The sequence below is a fragment of the Vibrio sp. Vb1166 genome, assembly GCF_033338695.1.
In the GTDB taxonomy this organism is placed as follows: Bacteria; Pseudomonadota; Gammaproteobacteria; order Enterobacterales; family Vibrionaceae; genus Vibrio; species Vibrio alginolyticus.
The window spans coordinates 276,591-293,681 of the sequence record NZ_JAWOTE010000004.1 but is presented as its reverse complement, the minus strand read 5'-3'; the positions used below and the strand labels follow the sequence as shown (position 1 = coordinate 293,681).

Below are 17,091 nucleotides of genomic sequence, written 5' to 3'. Positions count from 1 at the left end.
TCAATACAATCTGAGGGTAGATTCTGAATCACGCTCGTTCCTCGCGGTTCAGAATGACGGTTCGAGTTTGGCTCTGACCTCTACAAAACCATCTAAAAAAGCGATTCCAGACAAGCCTAAGTGACCATCCGAAATCTCGCTTGAGACGCATCAGCAGCGCGACTCTTCCAGCCGACGCGATAAGAAAAGCTGCGTCATTCTAGCGAGCCATAGCGAGACTAAGAATCTACTTACCGCTTGCTGCAGGCCATAGAGCTATGAATAAACTCAATACAATCTGAGGGTAGATTCTGAATCACGCTCGTTCCTCGCGGTTCAGAATGACGGTTCGAGTTTGGCTCTGACCTCTACAAAACCATCTAAAAAAGCGATTCCAGATAAACCTATGTGACCATCCGGAATCTCGCTTTAGACGCATCAGCAGCGCGACTCTTCTAGCCTACGCGATAAGAAAAGCTACGTCATTCTAGCGAGCCATAGCGAGACTAAGAATCTACTTACCGCTGCTGTAGGCCCATAGAGCTATGAATAGACTCAATACAAGCCTGAGGGTAGATTCTGAATCACGCTTTAAACGTAACAGCAGAGCGACTCTTCTAGCCTACGCGATAAGAAAAGCTACGTCATTCTAGCGAGCCATAGCGAGACTAAGAATCTACTTGCCGCTTGCTGCAGACTATAGAGCGGTTAGCAGAATGTCTCGATGTACAGCGCTTCGACTTTGTCTCTTGCCCATTGCGTTTTACGCAAAAACTTCAGAGAAGATTTGATCGACGGATCTTTCTTAAAACAGTTCACTCGAATGCGCTCATACAGGCCATTCCAACCAAAGTGTTCAACTAGTCGGGTGACGATTTTTTCTAAACTCAACCCGTGAAGTGGGTTATTCGGCTGCTGTTGGCTCATGCTATTGATCCGGTAAAGTGAAGTTTCGCGCTAATCTAACTCAAACTCGCCGTGCAACCTAATGTTTTAACCTTGAATTGGCCTACGACTCTCCCCTATAGTAGCCCAAACTTCTTAAAAGCCCTTTTCATTATGAAAGCCCTCAACGACCTCAATATTTTTGTCGAAACCGCGCGCCAAGGCAGCTTTTCAAAAGCCGCTAACAGCATGGACATGACACCAGCCGCCATTAGCGCATCGATTAAGCGTCTTGAAGGGCAAATCGGTTTCCCGTTGTTTGTGCGTTCCACCCGAAGCCTGCGTTTAACCTCAGAGGGCGAACTGTTTTTAGACAAAACCACGCAAGCGTTGGCAACATTGCAAGAGGGGTTGGATCAGATCTCAAGTGCGCGCGGGGAGTTGTCTGGTCAGCTGCACATTACTGCACCCTCCGATTTTGGTCGCAATATGTTGCTCGATTGGGTGGATGAGTTCATCGATCTCTACCCAAATGTTTCCATTAAACTAGAGCTGTCCGATAGCTTGACGGATATGTACACCAAGCCTGTCGATATTGCGATTCGCTACGGCGAACCGGCCGACTCCAATCTGGTCGTATTGGCATTATGTGGGTCAAACGAACGGATATTATGTGCATCGCCAGAGTACGTAGCTACACATCCAGAACTCGCCTCTCCTGCCGATTTAACGCAACACAACTGCTTGTGCTACATGGTCGCGGATTCGGTCTACAACAAATGGACGCTCACGCGTGGCAGCGAGAAAGAACAAATCGTGGTCAGCGGTAACTTGTTGAGCAACGATAGTGACTTGCCACACCGGTTAGCGATCAAAGGCAAAGGCATTGCGAATAAATCATTGATGGACATTAGCCGAGACTTAATCGAGGGAAGATTGGTGCGAGTGTTACCAGAGTGGGATTGCGGCCCAGTGCCGCTCTACATGGTGTGCGCCGATCGTCGGTTACTAACGCCAACGATTCGGACTTTCCGCGACTTTATCCAACAAAAATGCTGCCAGCAACGCGCCAACGTGCTGGCAACCTTCTGTCATTAGGCGATAAATCGAAGAGGACGAATCTGGGTATATTCAACCCAATCGTTCTCTTCTAATGTTTCAAGAAACGTCGCCATGTGCGGGCTTTGCAAATGCTTATCCAAGGCCTCTTGCGATGCCCAGATTTCTTGGAACATAAATAGGCCTTCAACTTTCTCGTCAAGATACAACTCGTATTGGCAACAGCCTTCTTCTTTGCGAGTTGGCTCTAGTAAACCAGAAAGCAAATTCGCCACCTGATCCTTACGGTCTGGATAGGCTTTAACTTCTGCGACTAAGTGGATCATCGTTTTATCACTCTTTTGCGATTTATATATTGATTACAGGGTTCTACGTAACCTGCAAGTAAGCTTGAATTAGATCTCGGTGAATACGGTTTCTGCGTCCCAGCGAGACTTTGGCGTTTTCGCGTTGAAGTCATCTTCCGCGTGGTAGCCAAGCGGCACGATCACAACACTGGTATAACCTTTTTCACGCAAGCCAAATTCTTCATCCAGCACTTTTGGATCAAACCCTTCAATTGGTACTGCATCAATTGCTAGCGTCGAAGCACCCAACAGCAACGTACCCACGTTGAGGTAAACTTGTTTCTCCATCCAATGGTTTGCATCTTTCAGATCAAAACGGTGCATGTTCACAAAGTAGCTACGACCACCGCGTACAGCCGCTTTCGCTTCTTCAGTTGGGAATCGACCATCTTTTTCTTCTTGCACCATTAGCGCTTCAATGTAGTCGTTATCAATGCCTGTTTTCGCACAAAACACCAATACGTGAGAAGCGTTGAGAATCTTCGCCGCGTTAAACGCGTAATTCTCTTGCGCCGCTTTAGCGATGCGCTGTTTGCCTTCTTCTGTGCTTGCCAGAATGAAATGCCAAGGCTGGGAGTTCACACTCGATGGACTAAAACGAATCAGCTCTTTAACTGCGTCGATTTTTTCTTGAGATAGCTTGCGCGTTGAGTCAAACACTTTCGTTGAGTAACGAGATTTTGCAGCTTGTACGATATCCATGAGGTTCTCCAATTAATGAATTTAAGCTGTGTAACAGCATAACCTCATGAGATAAAGGGAAAAACCGATTTCGATTAAAAACATTTTCAAAATAAATTTGAAAATAAAACGATAAGAAAGGCTTTGAGCGTTCTCACTGAATTTCTTCATCTTTTCGGCAATAATGCATGTTTGCTCGCAACCAAACTCAACTCATGCAGCCTCAAGATAACGTTATTACATCCTTTCTGTGCAAAAAGCTCGGTCACAATCACCTTCGAATTGCCGGCGAATATTGGCACATTGAGAAGTTGGTGGCCTTGCAATGCATGATGTTGAAAGAAGCGCCTAACCTCCAGGAAGGGCTGCTTTGGTGGAGTAAAAGTGTCTCATTATTCGACCGCCGTTTGTACGTCACATTTCAACATGGTGATGCCCAAATCCATCTGCAAGTAGAATGCAGAACAGCCGATATGCCAAATTGGGCGGAGTCGGTGTTTGGCTTGCTCAAAATGCAGTTGGAGACGCTTGAGCTAAGTGAATCAATACAAGTTCAAGCCAGCAATCCACTCGCGGCCGATATTTTTCTAGGGGAAACGCGAGATTCTAAAACCAGTTCAAGCGTGTTTGAACTGGTGAAACATGTTTATTTGCTGCTTTCTCACCAACCAATTGAACAGCCAGAATTGCTGAGTGTTTTGAACGCCTTGTTCATCAAAAACAGTAATTACGCGCTCAAGTTAGAGCAAGCGGCAAGGCAACTGGGCGTCTCCAAACGCACCTTGCAACGTCGACTGCAAGAAAAGCAAATGAGCTACTCTCAATGCGTTGATTTCGCTAAAAGAAAGCAAGCACTCACTTTGCTTGCCGACACCCAACTCACAACGCAGCAAATCGCCTATCAACTTGGTTATGAAGAACCTTCGAACTTTCACCGCACTTTTCGTCGTTGGTATCCGTTTTCACCCATGCAATATCGCCAGCAGTGCTTAGATAACCGCACTCATCTCAACAACCAACCCATCCGCTTGTACTACGCCAAAGCGAATACTTTAGCCGATAACGACATTGACCAACCCGTCGGTAAAATCTGGATGGAAGTGGATAATATTGCGTTTGAAAAAGTGGTCTCGGTAGAATGCCGTGACCGTGATGGCGCATGGCGGCGCTACCCCGCCTTCTTCGAGCGTTTTTTAAGTCATGGCACCGAACTCTGGGCAACGACCGAACTTCCGGTGGCGCATCCCCTGACCTTTCGCCTGTGTTACGAAGTCGATGGGGAGCGTTACATTGAGAATAACCACCAGCGTGACTATGTGGTTTCTAAGGGGCTTTTAATAGGCGCAACGGAATATATTGTCCCGACTCGGCAGCTTATTAATATTGGGGCGCAATACACGCTCTTTGTCGAACTGGCATGCCGACTTGAAAACGTTGCGAGGATAGACTGTTACGTCGATGATAACCCCACACCTCACGCAATGCGCTTGACCCAACACTCGCTACATTATGCTTGTTGGGTGCTACAATTATCGCTCACTCAAACTGCAAAGCAGTGCCGTTTCCGCCTTTATGATGAATACGACAACGAGCTCGCGAAAGAGCATTACCCGATACAATATCCTATTGTGCAACCGCTCAATTAAAACTGTCGGTCAGATCAAAGTCGCCGCTTCGTGACATCATTTCACGTCTTTTTTGGCGTGAAATGACACCCTCAATTTCAAACCTTTGCTTTATCGTTTCTGCATTGCTGCATAACGGAGGCAAAAACTGTGTTTGAAACTCTACCTAACCCAATGAATAAAATAAAAATACTTCCTTTAGCGATCGCTCTTGCTCTTTCTGGCTGTGGAAGCGACGAAACCACACCAATCGATACAGGCAGCCACGTGGCATCCCCTGATTGGCAAGATCAAATCATTTACTTCCTGATGATCGACCGTTTTAACGACGGCGACAGCGCTCTCAATGATCAAGGGCAAAACGAATTCGATCCGACGTCGGATAAAAAATTCAGCGGCGGCGACCTCGTTGGCGTGAGTGATAAGTTAAGCTACATCGAAGATCTCGGTGCCACATCGATCTGGATTACTCCGCCAGTTGCAAACCAATGGTGGGATGCAGAGCAAAACTACGGCGGCTACCACGGGTACTGGGCGCGCGATTTCCAAAAAGTGGATGAGCACTTCGGCGACCTAGAAAGCTACCAAGCGTTAGCACGCGAAGTGCATGCGCGTAACATGTTCTTAATTCAGGACATCGTGACCAACCATGTAGGCAACTTCTTCACCTACGATGATCCTTACAGTTATGATCCAAGCCTACCTTGCCAAGGCTTCCGTTTGATAAAAAATGCACTACCCGCCGGGCAAGAACTGCCATACCCACTCAACATGAACGAGTGTAAAACAGACGGCACAGGCAGCTACCACTGGACGCCAACCATCACCGACCACAACGATCCGGTACAAGAAAAAACCTGGCAACTCTCTGATTTGGATGACCTTAATACGTCCGATCCCGAAGTGCGCGCTTACTTAAAAGAGAGCTACCGAAAATGGATTCGCGAAGTCGGCGTCGACGGATTCCGTATCGATACGGTGAAGTTTGTTGAACACGACTTCTGGAACGACTTCCTACATGCCGACGATGGTGTGATGACGCAAGCGGTTGATACCGGTCGTGACAACTTCCTCACTTTTGGTGAAGTATTCGAAACATCGACGCCTTACCACACCGAAGGCGAAGAGAAGATGTTGACTTACATCGGTGAAAGTGGCTCGCCGAAACAGCTAACCTCGGTACTGAACTTCCCATTGCAAGCGACCATGACGCGCGTATTTGCAGCAGGGCAACCGACCGACTATTTGCGTTTCCGTCTTGAGAAAATGATGGAGATGTTCCCAAATCCATACATCATGCCGAACTTCATTGATAATCACGACATGCCGCGCTTTCTGTCGCAAGGTAGCGTGAATGACATGAAACAAGCACTGATCACCATGATGAGCGTGCCGGGTATTCCTGTGATTTACCAAGGTACTGAACAGGCGATGTCAGCAGCGCGCGATGCGATGTTTGCTGGCGGTTACCGTGAAGATGGCGACTACGTAGACTCATTCGACCAAAACAGTGAGATGTACTTGTTTATTCAAGAACTTGCCAAGCTACGTACTGAAAACAAAGTCATGACACGTGGCGAAATGAAAGTGATTGGCAGCGATAAAGCGGGCGCGGGCGTGTTCGCCTTTACTCGAACGTTGGATAACGACGAAGTCTTGGTTGTGATGAATACATCCAACTCGCCGATGTTGATGAACCAACTCGATGTAGAACAAGTTGGTGGCACCGTCTTCAAACAACAAATCATGTCGAACTGGGTAGACGCTCCAGAGCAGTTAATCGCAGATGAAAACGGTCACGTAACCCTTGAGCTACCAGCCAAATCTGCCGTGATTTACTCTAAAACTAACGATACCCAATCGGTAGATACCCCAGACCTCAACATCCAACTGGCGCAGGATTGGGAAGGAAAAACCATCACTGGTGATATTGTTATCGCGGGTAGTGCGAACGCCAACGAGAAGTTGAACCTTGTCGTCGATGGTAACTTAGAAACAGCGCAAGCCATTACTGCAGGCGCTGATGGTCAGTTTAGTGTCACGCTGTCGACTCGTCACTTTGCAATTGGCGAACAACAACACCGCTTCGCGATTTATTCTACTGAGAAAAAAGCTGGCATTGAAGATGTTAACTTTGTGTCGGACTTAAGCTGGTCAAACACGCCAGACGACACTATTGATGACGCGGGTGATGCGCAAGATGGCATGGGCGGTCCTAACGGTAACTATTCGCTACCAACGGATCCAACATTCGATAAAAACAATAGCCAACTCGCAATCAACAAAGCTGAGGTATTTACCGTTGGCAGTAACGTACGTTTGACCTTCACCATGGACAACATCACCGACACTTGGTTGCCACCAAACGGCTTCGACCACGTAGGTTTCACCATCTTTATGGATTTACCTGAAGAAGCCGCAACTAACTTGTCTGAGCTACCGAAGATCAACGCTTCTATGCCAAGCGGAACCTGGAGTCGTAATGCGGTTGTTTTTGGCTGGCAAAGCTCGATTTACAACACCAAAGGAGCAAATGCGACGACATGGGGAGAAGCGGTCACGCCAGCACCAACAGTGACAGTAGACAAAGCCAATAACACTATTTCGATGGACTTTGCGAGTGACGCGCTGGGTCGACCTGATTCACTGGATGGCATTCGATTCTATGTGACGACTTGGGACTTAGACGGCCTTTCGGCAACTTACCGTCCGCTAGAACAAAACAAAGGCCCTTGGAACTTCTCCGGTGGCGCATCGGATGAAAGTAAGATTTGGGACGATTTACCAATCATCACCTTGTCGGAATAAACCGTTAAATAAGACACCGCCCAGCGTTATGACTGGGCGGTCATCAACAAAAGAATGCAGAAAGAAACTTCTGCTCGTTTTTATTCTAGCTAAAGAATGATTTCACCCACAGCACCAAACTGTCCCAAAGCTGACCAAACCACGAGCCCTCTTCTACCGCTTGGCTGCTGACCAAGGGATAACTCGCCACGGTACTGTCATCGCTTTTCCAAACGACCTTACCAATCTCATCTCCTTGCGCGATCGGCGCAATCAACGGTTCATTTAACACCACACTCTTATCAAGCCCAGCCGTCATTGAACGAGGCAGAGTGAGATAGGCATCTTTAGCAAAGATCGCCTCAACTTGATTAGCATTTCCCTTCCAAACGCGAACTTTAGACTCAACTTCCCCCTGTTTAGCAACTTGCTTGGTGTCATAAAAGCGAAAACCATAGCTGAGTAGATTCTTCGATTGGCTGATCCGAGCCTGTTTACTTGGCGTACCCATCACCACCGAGATAAGGCGCATTCTTCCTTCTTTGGCCGAGCTCACCAAGCTGTATCCGGCATTGCTGGTGTAGCCGGTTTTTCCCCCGTCGACATCAATGGAATTGTCCCACAACAACTTATTGCGGTTGTACTGCGTAATGTCGTTCCACTTGAAGACTTTCTCACTGTATAGCGCGTACACATCAGGAACATCGCTGATGATCGACTGCATGAGTCTTGCCATATCGGTTGGTGAGGTTTGGATGCCATCACTATCAAGACCATGGGAGTTCACAAAATAGGTGTCTTGCAGTCCTAATTTCTCCGCCCAACCATTCATCAAGGCGACAAAGCCGCGTTCACTGCCTGCAACATGCTCAGCCAGTGCAACGCACGCGTCATTTCCTGATTGGATGATCACGCCGCGCATTAAGTTCGCAACACTAATTTCATCTTTCGGTTTGATGAACATTTTAGAAGAACCGGGAAACTTGGCCGACCACGCGTTTTCACTCACGGTGACAACATCATCCCATTTCAAACGCCCCGCTTTGATTTCTTGTCCAACTACATAAGCGGTCATCAACTTGGTTAAACTCGCCGGAGCAAGGCCTGCTCGCCCGTTATGCTCGGCAATAATGGCACCGGATTGAAAGTCCATTAATACGTAGCCTTTTGCCTGTAACTGAGGTGGGTTGGGCGTAACAACGGCAAAAGTAGGTACGCTTATTAAACAAGTCACAATTGTCCATCGAGCCAGTGACACTTTCATCCGACTTCCTCCATGCTCTTACTTTGTCGCAACTCTATTGAGCATAGCTCACTCAACCAGTTGCACCAGTCGCTAATCGTTTCATTTTCTTGAACTTACATTGATTTGATCAAGGTACAGAACTGAAGAGGCAATTGGGAAATAGCATTGGTTCTTCATGCCATTCGCAGTAAAGTAGCGCTACCCCTCAATAAGGAAATAAAGATAACAATGAACGCTCAATCATTTATCGACGCAGGATTGCATTACACTCCCCACAGTTTTACCGTTCCTCTGGATTACCAAGACGCGAGCAAAGACACCATTGAAGTCTTCGCCCGTGCGGTTTGCCTAGTTGGCGATGAAGAATCGACCAAACCTTGGTTGGTTTACTTTCAGGGCGGACCTGGCTTTCCCTCTCCACGTCAAAACGGCAATAACGGCTGGGTAAAACGCGCCCTGCAAGAGTACCGAGTTTTGCTCCTCGACCAGCGCGGTACGGGCAATAGTTCAGTGATTAATCATCAGACTCTGGCTCATTTCACACCGCAGCAACAAGCAGACTACTTGAGCCACTTCCGCGCAGACAACATTGTTCGTGATGCGGAATACATTCGTGAGCAATTTGGCGTCGAAAAATGGGCGATCTTAGGTCAAAGCTTTGGTGGGTTTTGCTCCCTCACCTATTTGTCTTTGTTCCCAGACAGCTTGCTACAAAGCTACATCACAGGTGGCGTGCCATCAGTCTCGCGTCATGCCGACGATGTGTATGAAGCCACCTTCAAACGCACCATGGAGAAAAACCAAGCGTTCTTCCAACAATTTCCAAGTGCGCAACAACTTTGCCAAAACATTGCGAATCACTTGCTGGAAAATGAAGAGTACCTACCAAATGGTCAACGCTTCACGGTGGAGCAATTTCAACAAATCGGCATCAACTTTGGTGTGAGTGATACTTTCTTGCCGACTTACTATTGGCTAGAAAGCGCGTTGATTGAAGTGGACGGCAAACCACAACTTCGCTATGAGTTCTTGAACGATATGTTGGCGCAGCAAAACTTCCAAACCAACCCGATCTACGCCATTTTGCATGAATCGATTTACTGCCAAGGCTTTGCGTCGAGTTGGAGTGCGCACCGTGTTCGCCAAACCCGACCAGAGTTTAATTATGAACTTGGCCAGCCATTTTACTTTACGGGGGAAATGGTCTTCCCGTGGATGTTCGACCAATACGTCAACCTTAAACCACTAAAAGACGCCGCAGAAATATTGGCCGCGAAAGACGATTGGGCTGCGCTGTACGATCAAAATCAACTGGCTCAAAATAAAGTGCCTGTCAGTTGCGCCGTTTACGCCGATGATATGTTTGTTGAAATGGATATCAGCCGAGAGACGCTCGCGTTAATCCCAAATTCAAAAGCGTGGATCACCAACGAGTACGAGCACAACGGTTTGCGTGCCGACGGTGAACGCATTCTCGACAGGCTCATTGCCATGGGTAAACAGACCGCAGCTGCGTTGAAATAAGCAGGACAGACGTTAGAAATACGCCTTTTTAGTATTTGATGAAAAGGCGTTTATAGCGGTTTATGAACAATGGCGATCAGTCATTCACTCTTTGTCCCTAAACCTTTATCCCTCACCACCTCATGTATAAAACTGCGACATGTCCTTTCCTTGTCAATGACTCCGGTGATTACTTGGTGCTTCTTGCGCCTAACTTTTTTGAAGGGCCCAAAACAGCATAAATTTAAACCAAAAGTATCGGCTCCAACCTACCTAACCCACTATAATTAATGATTATAATTTGAACACATAGCGGCTTCACCTGCGGACATGCTCCCCCTATCAAAGACCGCCAGGCCCCGCCTACTCATAATATCCGTATAATTTGTCCGTATTTCCGACTGGTTTAGTCAGGTATACTTCGTGCCGCTAAAATTTTAAGGTCGTTGACCACCTGTATTTTTAAAGGAAACCTCATGAGTCAGTATGTAGTTTGTGCGCTGTACAAGTTTGTTGAGCTGAATAACTATCAAGAGCTACGCGAGCCATTACTTGCGTTGATGGAAAAACACCATATTCGCGGAACATTACTACTGGCAAGTGAAGGTATCAACGGTACTGTTGCATCTGATCGTGCAGGTATTGATACGCTACTGGAGTGGCTAAACAACGAACCTCGTTTGACTGGCACCGTATACAAAGAGTCGTATTCTGAGACCCAGCCATTCAATCGCACCAAAGTGAAACTGAAAAAAGAGATCGTAACATTAGGTGTTGAAGGTATAGACCCTCGCCACGTAGTGGGTACTTACGTGAAACCTCAAGAGTGGAACGATCTTATTGCTGATCCTGAAGTGTTTGTTGTCGATACACGTAATGATTACGAAATCGAGATCGGGACATTCAAAGGCGCTGTAAACCCAAATACTGAAACCTTTCGTGAATTCCCAGACTATGTAAAAGAAAACATGGACCCGGCAAAACACAAGAAAGTTGCGATGTTCTGTACCGGTGGTATCCGCTGCGAAAAATCAACGGCTTACATGAAAGAACAGGGCTTTGATGAGGTCTACCACCTAGAAGGCGGCATTCTTAAATATCTTGAAGAAGTTCCTCAAGAAGAGAGCATGTGGGAAGGCGATTGTTACGTATTTGACGGTCGTGTTGCAGTGAACCACCAGCTAGAAAAAGCAGATTACGATTTATGTAACGCTTGTCGTCTACCGATCACTGAAGAAGACAAACAGTCAGAATTGTTCGAGCAAGGCGTGAGCTGTCCAAAATGTCACGGCACACACTCAGAAGAACAAATTGCTCGATTCCGCGAGCGTGAAAAACAAGTTGTTCTTGCAGAGCAGCGAGGCGAGCAGCATGTTGGTGGTGAAAGTGCCAAGCAAAGAGAAGCCCGACGTGCCGCTAAGTACGCGCAAAAAGAAGCGCAGCGTAAACAAGACTAAGCCCAACTCTCCTTATATTTAGCGAGCTGCCGTAAGGTGGCTCGCTTTTACTACGCAACAATACTCTTTCAATACAATTTTGTATCCCTCACCAATACCTCTAGTTGATTGTCTCTTTTGCCTTCGGGTAGCCCCACCATTTCATCATAAGCACTTTGATGTACTAAAACCTGCTTATTTGCTTTGATATTCCTGCACTTCTTTTGCATCTCGATCAGGGAATGAGCCCTCAAAAAGATACCGTTGTCATCAGTGATAAATTGCGCTTCTCCATCAATCACGACAGATGCCTGGTACAATGCGAGATCAAGCGAATGAATGACCAATTTGTCTACATAGAAGTATTTTTGTAACTTACTCAATGGTATTGCCATGTGTCACCTCCCTGAAAGTTACCTCTACGTTTTGTAGAATAAAACCGATCATTGGATGAGATTTCTTCGGTTTACTTGCGTACAACATCGGAAACAAAGAGGATTCCGATGCAAACAATCAATGTCGTGTGGTTAAAGCGAGATTTAAGGCTGACTGACCATCAACCACTAACTCAAGCATTATCAACAAAGCACCCAACTGTGCTTTTGTATATTGTTGAACCATTGCTATTGAACAACCCACACTATTCTGAGCGCCACTGGCGATTTGTTTGGCAATCACTGCAAGACATGGATGAAACGCTCAAAGCGTATGGGCATCGAATCACGGTGCTGTTTGACGATGCCTTAGCATGTTTCCAATCAATTCAAGCGCAATATCAAATCAACGCTGTTTTTTCTCACCAAGAAATAGGACTCAACTGCACCTTTGAACGAGACCGACAAGTTGCCGCTTGGCTGTATGAGCAGAACATCGACTGGTTTGAATTCGAACACGGTGCTGTAATCAGAGGTGCAATAAACCGGCAAGGTTGGGACAAACATTGGGACTCTGTCATGAGAGCCTCAATAAGCCCTATTGAGCTCCAAACCGACTTATTGCATTCATTGGATGCAGAAGCTCTCGGCTGTTCGTTTTCGCCACCATCATCCTGGCTATCAAAATGCAAAGGAATGCAAACGGGAGGAAGCCGGCTCGCTTGGAAAACACTAGAGGACTTTTTCCATCGTCGAGGTCGTGATTACTATCGAAGCATTTCTAGTCCCACAGCCTCACGCACAGCCTGTACTCGACTTTCTCCATATCTCGCTTGGGGTAACATATCCTTGCGTGAAGTTTATCAATACCTTTTGAAACACTGGCAAGTCGCTGGGTTTCGTCGCAGCTTAATTGCATTGTCTTCACGGCTTCATTGGCACTGTCACTTCATCCAAAAATTCGAATCGGAATACGACATGGAGTTTTACTGCGTTAATCGGGCTTACGAACCATTGATTAAACAAAGTAGTACTTTCGATGAAGAAAAGTTAGCAGCATGGAAATCCGGGCATACTGGCGTACCTTTGATTGATGCCTGCATGCGCTGTTTGCACCACACTGGTTACATTAACTTTCGCATGCGTGCCATGCTGGTTAGCTTTCTTACTCACCACATGAACATGAATTGGCGAGTAGGTGTAACGCATTTAGCGCAACTGTTTCTCGACTTTGAGCCCGGAATTCATTACCCACAATTCCAAATGCAAGCAGGAGTAACCGGGACTAACACAATCCGTATTTATAATCCGATCAAGCAAGCCCAAGAACATGATCCTGACGGCACGTTCATCTACAAGTGGGTACCTGAATTGCAAATGGTTCCTCCCCCTCTTTTATTCGAGCCTTGGACAATGACCCAGATGGAAGCTGTCATGTATCAGTTGCAGCCAGATAGCCGTTACCTTGCACCTATTATCACACCAGACAACGCAGCTAAGGCAGCAAGAGAGCGCTTATGGACGTGGCGGAAACGAGCCGATGTGAAACAAGAAGGCAGACGAATTCTTGCGCGACATGTTAGACCCTCAAAAGAAAGTAGGACGCGATGATCATCTCTCAATCACAATGCGTACAAATGCAAACACACTCCAGGGAACCAGTTGTACCCTCAACTAGTAAGGAACACATTATGTTCAAACGTATCTTAGTTATCGCGGCGACACTGATGGTGACGTTATCTTTTATGCTTCCCGTCAAGGCTCATGAGCATGGCATGATGAAAGCCGATATTGTCGACGTTGCCGCTGAAAACGGCTCTTTCAATACGCTTGTTGCTGCGGTAAAAGCAGCGGGCTTGGTTGACACTCTCAAAGGGGAAGGCCCATTTACTGTTTTTGCACCAACGGATGACGCTTTTGCAAAACTGCCAGACGGCACAGTCGACATGCTCTTAATGCCGGAAAACAAAGACAAGTTAGTATCTGTTTTGACTTATCACGTCGTCCCAGGGAAAGTGATGGCTGCCGATGTTGTTAAGCTAGACAAAGCGACTACGGTTCAGGGGCAAGATGTGATGATTAAAACCATGGGCGATAAAGTCATGGTTAACGATGCAAATGTCATTGCAACCGATGTGAAAGCTAAAAACGGTGTCATTCACGTGATTGATACTGTCATCATGCCGAAATAACACCATTCAAAGGGCGGTACACTCCGCCCTTTAGACAGAACTTCTTCCACCCTTAGCACGATTCCTCTCCACTTATCCCCAACAAACCCCCACTCATTCACGATGACTATAAAAAAGATAAAAACAAAATTAAAATCAATACCTTGCAAGACAACACTGCACAATATTGACGAGGTTAAGATATCGTTATCTTTCAATTTGAGAACAGGATTCCATGTCAGTGACGTTTACTTTTCCACATGTAAATTCTTAAGCTAAATTTTGGCTGCTCAATCACATTTCGGCAAACCATTCGAAAGGGTGGGACGCAAAGCTTCCGGTCTGTCAGCATTTAAAAATCTAAAAGAATGCTCATGATAGCGGGGTTACCATGACGCAGTGTTACAGAAGTCCAATTTCTGTAGAGTTGCTTTATGCTCAGCATGCGCCGGAGTGTGACATTAGTTTGTCAGCCATAACAGAGGACATGTGATGAAATCATTTCCAACCAAATCCGTACTCGCGTTAGCACTTGCAAGCATTAGCTCAGGTGCTGCGGCTCACGGTTATGTATCAGAAACCAATGGTGGTGTCGCTGCAAGTCGCTCGGCACTATGTAAGTATCCAACGCCAGATACTAACGAAAAAAATAATAACTGCGGTGCGATTCAATATGAACCGCAAAGCGTTGAAGGCCCTGATGGCTTTCCCGAAACAGGGCCTCGCGATGGTAAAATAGCGAGTGCCGAAACCGCTTTAGCAGCTGCCCTTGATGAGCAAACTGCCGACCGTTGGGTAAAACGTCCTATTCAAGCAGGCACACAAACTTTTGAATGGACATTTACCGCTAACCACGTGACGCGCGACTGGAAATATTACATCACCAAGCCTGATTGGAACCCAAACGCTTCACTATCACGAGACTCTTTTGATCTAACTCCTTTCTGTGTCGTCGACGGCAATATGGTTCAACCCCCGAAACAGGTAAGCCATCAATGTAATGTGCCTACTCGCGAGGGATACCATGTCATCCTGGCAGTATGGGATGTTGGCGACACTGCAGCCTCATTTTATAACGTGATCGATGTGAAATTTGATGGTGACAGTCCCGTTATTCCAGATTGGAAGCAAGGCGGTCAAATTATTCCTACAATGGATTTAAATATTGGGGATTCGGTTTATACGCGCGTATTTGATCAAGCAGGTGAAAACATAGCGTATAGAACTGAACTAGAAATTACCGATGCAGCAATGGGCCAAGCGAAAAACTGGTCTTACGCACTCGCGACTAAGCTAAACCAAGAACAAGCAAAACTGCAAGCCGGGCAGTATGCAGAGGATAAATTCACTCCTGTTTATGGTACTAATCCGGTGTATCTGCAAGCAAATAGCAGCCTTGAGCGAGTAGAGATCGGTTATAACATTGAAACTCCTGTTCCAGAATACTCACTCACAGTAGATGGCTTAGCAGACGAATATATCATTGAGTCAACACCGACAACGTTGGATCTGACACTAACTGCTGAAGGCGATTTAAATGCAGAACTCACCGTTTACAATCACCATCGCGAACCACTTGCAAGTTGGGCAAACGAAATGAAAGACGGCTCGGTAGAGGCGATATCGCTCGCTTTAAGTAAATCGGAGCCGGGTCACCATATGCTCGTGACACGTATTAAGGATAAAGATGGCAACTTGGTGGTTCAGCAAACACTCGACTTTCACTTAAAAGAAGAGTCAGTTACTCCGCCACCATCTGGTGAGTACGATTTTGTCTTCCCTGAAGGACTATCTAGCTACACGGCGGGCACAAAAGTGCTTGCCAGCGACGGGGGCATTTATCAATGTAAACCTTTCCCATACTCTGGTTACTGTATGCAGTGGAAAGAAAGCGCAAACCATTACGAGCCTGGAATAGGTTCACACTGGGAGATGGCTTGGGATAAAGTCAACTAAATCACCCTTCGAACGTTAAGTAAAAAGAGCCTCACTATGAGGCTCTTTTATAATCAAACGCAAAAATGACAATTTTCCCGGTCTAAACCATGAACACCAGATAAACTAGTGAGATGCGCTCGCCCCTCAATCAGCCCCATTTCATACCCTTCTAGTAAAACGGATTGTCGCATTGATAAGCGCTGAACATGAAAATTATCTGGTGGGGCAATTACCCTAACATGTGTTCCTGGTGGAGGGTTACGAATAAACTCTAATGATTGATTATAGTTATCTGCACGTCTTAACATCGCATCCGCCATTTTGGGGTGCTCCGCAAACAGTTTCTTCATCAGCCATGTGGTCTTAACTGGCTTTTTGGCATAATTCAGCGGGTGAGAGAGTACTACGGTTATGTCGCGAGCCCCTCGACGATAAGCCTCACGCACTGGTATAGAGTCAGCGACCCCACCATCGGTATAACAACCGCCAGAAAAACAAGGGGTATGCTTGTAGGCAATCGGTAATGCTGTTGTCGCTTCAATCGCATGGTGAAAATTATCACGTGTCACGCGATAGTAATCTGCCTGCCCTGTATCTACATTTGTTGTCGCTGCGAGAAAAGGAACGCCATTAAACAGTTTATTTTCATCGACGGGATACAAGCGATTAGATTCTTCAAACAACCACTTCACATCGATGAGGTCCCCACCTTTAACGAAGCGAGTCGGGTCAAAAAAGCGTTTACTTGTGGCCAGCTTAGTAATGACGTTAATACTGCGATGCGGGTAGTCGGTCAAATACCCAATCAAATTTGATGCACCAGCAGATACACCGATTGCAAAATCAAACGGTTTATAACTCTGCTCTAAAAACGCATCTAACACTCCGCTTGCGAAGACGCCTCGCATCGCGCCACCTTCTACTACAATTGCTTTTGTTGCCATATTTCCCCCATTCTCCTTGCCAAAAGAGTAATGAAATTCGTGCAATCACAACAATTGAATATTCTTATTATTGAAATAGGTGAAGTCTATTTATTTCTCTCTTAGAAAATGAAAAC

The 17,091-nt window shown here is 46.3% G+C and carries 14 protein-coding genes and 1 riboswitch; of the genes, 8 read left to right on the top strand and 6 right to left on the bottom strand.

Annotated features, from left to right (window positions below; genetic code table 11):
- Window positions 1-687 precede the first annotated feature (687 nt).
- Entirely contained in the window at window positions 688-906 is a 219-nt protein-coding gene (locus tag R7E51_RS07125; RefSeq protein WP_025768615.1) for a VF530 family DNA-binding protein, read from the bottom strand.
- 132 nt (window positions 907-1,038) lie between these two features.
- Between R7E51_RS07125 and R7E51_RS07120 the strand changes: the two genes are divergently transcribed.
- Window positions 1,039-1,962 carry a LysR family transcriptional regulator gene (locus R7E51_RS07120; RefSeq protein WP_005374928.1) on the top strand — a complete coding sequence of 308 codons (924 nt, stop codon included), beginning with the start codon at window positions 1,039-1,041 and terminating at the stop codon, window positions 1,960-1,962.
- On the opposite strand, the gene R7E51_RS07115 is transcribed toward R7E51_RS07120, so the two are convergent.
- Window positions 1,959-2,249, bottom strand: coding sequence for a putative quinol monooxygenase (locus tag R7E51_RS07115; RefSeq protein WP_017820150.1), 291 nt, complete (start codon window positions 2,247-2,249; stop codon window positions 1,959-1,961). The two genes, R7E51_RS07120 and R7E51_RS07115, sit on opposite strands and share 4 nt — an antisense overlap.
- Before the next feature lie 69 nt (window positions 2,250-2,318).
- Window positions 2,319-2,972: an oxygen-insensitive NAD(P)H nitroreductase gene (nfsB, locus tag R7E51_RS07110; protein ID WP_206957646.1), complete on the bottom strand. Its 654-nt coding sequence runs from the start codon at window positions 2,970-2,972 to the stop codon at window positions 2,319-2,321.
- Between the two features lie 167 nt (window positions 2,973-3,139).
- Between nfsB and R7E51_RS07105 the strand changes: the two genes are divergently transcribed.
- Both R7E51_RS07105 and R7E51_RS07100 read left to right on the top strand, forming a co-directional pair.
- A complete protein-coding gene (locus tag R7E51_RS07105) occupies window positions 3,140-4,597 on the top strand; it encodes a helix-turn-helix domain-containing protein (RefSeq protein WP_206957644.1) in 1,458 nt (485 codons plus the stop codon).
- Window positions 4,598-4,726: 129 nt separating this feature from the next.
- Window positions 4,727-7,384 (top strand): alpha-amylase family glycosyl hydrolase, encoded by a 2,658-nt coding sequence (locus tag R7E51_RS07100; RefSeq protein ID WP_206957642.1) that lies wholly within the window; start codon window positions 4,727-4,729, stop codon window positions 7,382-7,384.
- Between the two features lie 85 nt (window positions 7,385-7,469).
- Here R7E51_RS07100 and R7E51_RS07095 read toward each other — a convergent pair whose 3' ends face one another.
- A complete protein-coding gene (locus R7E51_RS07095; protein WP_029803147.1) occupies window positions 7,470-8,627 on the bottom strand; it encodes a D-alanyl-D-alanine carboxypeptidase family protein in 1,158 nt (385 codons plus the stop codon).
- Between the two features lie 210 nt (window positions 8,628-8,837).
- On the opposite strand from R7E51_RS07095, the gene R7E51_RS07090 reads away from it, so the two are divergent.
- The gene (locus R7E51_RS07090) at window positions 8,838-10,133 is read left to right on the top strand and encodes an alpha/beta fold hydrolase (RefSeq protein WP_206957641.1); all 1,296 of its coding nucleotides are present in this window, start codon (window positions 8,838-8,840) and stop codon (window positions 10,131-10,133) included.
- Window positions 10,134-10,588: 455 nt separating this feature from the next.
- A complete protein-coding gene (gene trhO / locus R7E51_RS07085; protein WP_005374899.1) occupies window positions 10,589-11,569 on the top strand; it encodes an oxygen-dependent tRNA uridine(34) hydroxylase TrhO in 981 nt (326 codons plus the stop codon).
- A gap of 68 nt (window positions 11,570-11,637) precedes the next feature.
- Here trhO and R7E51_RS07080 read toward each other — a convergent pair whose 3' ends face one another.
- Window positions 11,638-11,943 (bottom strand): DUF6482 family protein, encoded by a 306-nt coding sequence (locus tag R7E51_RS07080; RefSeq protein WP_005374898.1) that lies wholly within the window; start codon window positions 11,941-11,943, stop codon window positions 11,638-11,640.
- A gap of 108 nt (window positions 11,944-12,051) precedes the next feature.
- Between R7E51_RS07080 and R7E51_RS07075 the strand changes: the two genes are divergently transcribed.
- The 3 genes from R7E51_RS07075 (at window position 12,052) to gbpA (ending at window position 16,049) form a co-directional block, all read left to right on the top strand.
- Window positions 12,052-13,533: a cryptochrome/deoxyribodipyrimidine photo-lyase family protein gene (locus tag R7E51_RS07075; protein ID WP_017820144.1), complete on the top strand. Its 1,482-nt coding sequence runs from the start codon at window positions 12,052-12,054 to the stop codon at window positions 13,531-13,533.
- 80 nt (window positions 13,534-13,613) lie between these two features.
- Complete coding sequence (locus R7E51_RS07070) at window positions 13,614-14,114, top strand: fasciclin domain-containing protein (protein ID WP_186585072.1); 501 nt, start codon at window positions 13,614-13,616, stop codon at window positions 14,112-14,114.
- 272 nt (window positions 14,115-14,386) lie between these two features.
- Window positions 14,387-14,487: riboswitch (cyclic di-GMP riboswitch) on the top strand.
- 98 nt (window positions 14,488-14,585) lie between these two features.
- Window positions 14,586-16,049, top strand: coding sequence for an N-acetylglucosamine-binding protein GbpA (gbpA, locus tag R7E51_RS07065; RefSeq protein WP_206957640.1), 1,464 nt, complete (start codon window positions 14,586-14,588; stop codon window positions 16,047-16,049).
- 53 nt (window positions 16,050-16,102) lie between these two features.
- On the opposite strand, the gene R7E51_RS07060 is transcribed toward gbpA, so the two are convergent.
- The gene (locus tag R7E51_RS07060; RefSeq protein WP_017634445.1) at window positions 16,103-16,975 is read right to left on the bottom strand and encodes a patatin-like phospholipase family protein; all 873 of its coding nucleotides are present in this window, start codon (window positions 16,973-16,975) and stop codon (window positions 16,103-16,105) included.
- Between the last annotated feature and the right edge of the window lie 116 nt (window positions 16,976-17,091).

Coding starts and splice junctions, on each gene's coding strand:
- R7E51_RS07115 (WP_017820150.1), bottom strand. CDS start 2,249: ATGATCCACTTAGTCGCAGAAGTTAAAGCCTATCCAGACCGTAAGGAT.
- R7E51_RS07060 (WP_017634445.1), bottom strand. CDS start 16,975: ATGGCAACAAAAGCAATTGTAGTAGAAGGTGGCGCGATGCGAGGCGTC.
- R7E51_RS07120 (WP_005374928.1), top strand. CDS start 1,039: ATGAAAGCCCTCAACGACCTCAATATTTTTGTCGAAACCGCGCGCCAA.
- R7E51_RS07090 (WP_206957641.1), top strand. CDS start 8,838: ATGAACGCTCAATCATTTATCGACGCAGGATTGCATTACACTCCCCAC.
- R7E51_RS07080 (WP_005374898.1), bottom strand. CDS start 11,943: ATGGCAATACCATTGAGTAAGTTACAAAAATACTTCTATGTAGACAAA.
- R7E51_RS07095 (WP_029803147.1), bottom strand. CDS start 8,627: ATGAAAGTGTCACTGGCTCGATGGACAATTGTGACTTGTTTAATAAGC.
- R7E51_RS07125 (WP_025768615.1), bottom strand. CDS start 906: ATGAGCCAACAGCAGCCGAATAACCCACTTCACGGGTTGAGTTTAGAA.
- nfsB (WP_206957646.1), bottom strand. CDS start 2,972: ATGGATATCGTACAAGCTGCAAAATCTCGTTACTCAACGAAAGTGTTT.
- R7E51_RS07075 (WP_017820144.1), top strand. CDS start 12,052: ATGCAAACAATCAATGTCGTGTGGTTAAAGCGAGATTTAAGGCTGACT.
- gbpA (WP_206957640.1), top strand. CDS start 14,586: ATGAAATCATTTCCAACCAAATCCGTACTCGCGTTAGCACTTGCAAGC.
- R7E51_RS07070 (WP_186585072.1), top strand. CDS start 13,614: ATGTTCAAACGTATCTTAGTTATCGCGGCGACACTGATGGTGACGTTA.
- R7E51_RS07105 (WP_206957644.1), top strand. CDS start 3,140: ATGTTTGCTCGCAACCAAACTCAACTCATGCAGCCTCAAGATAACGTT.
- trhO (WP_005374899.1), top strand. CDS start 10,589: ATGAGTCAGTATGTAGTTTGTGCGCTGTACAAGTTTGTTGAGCTGAAT.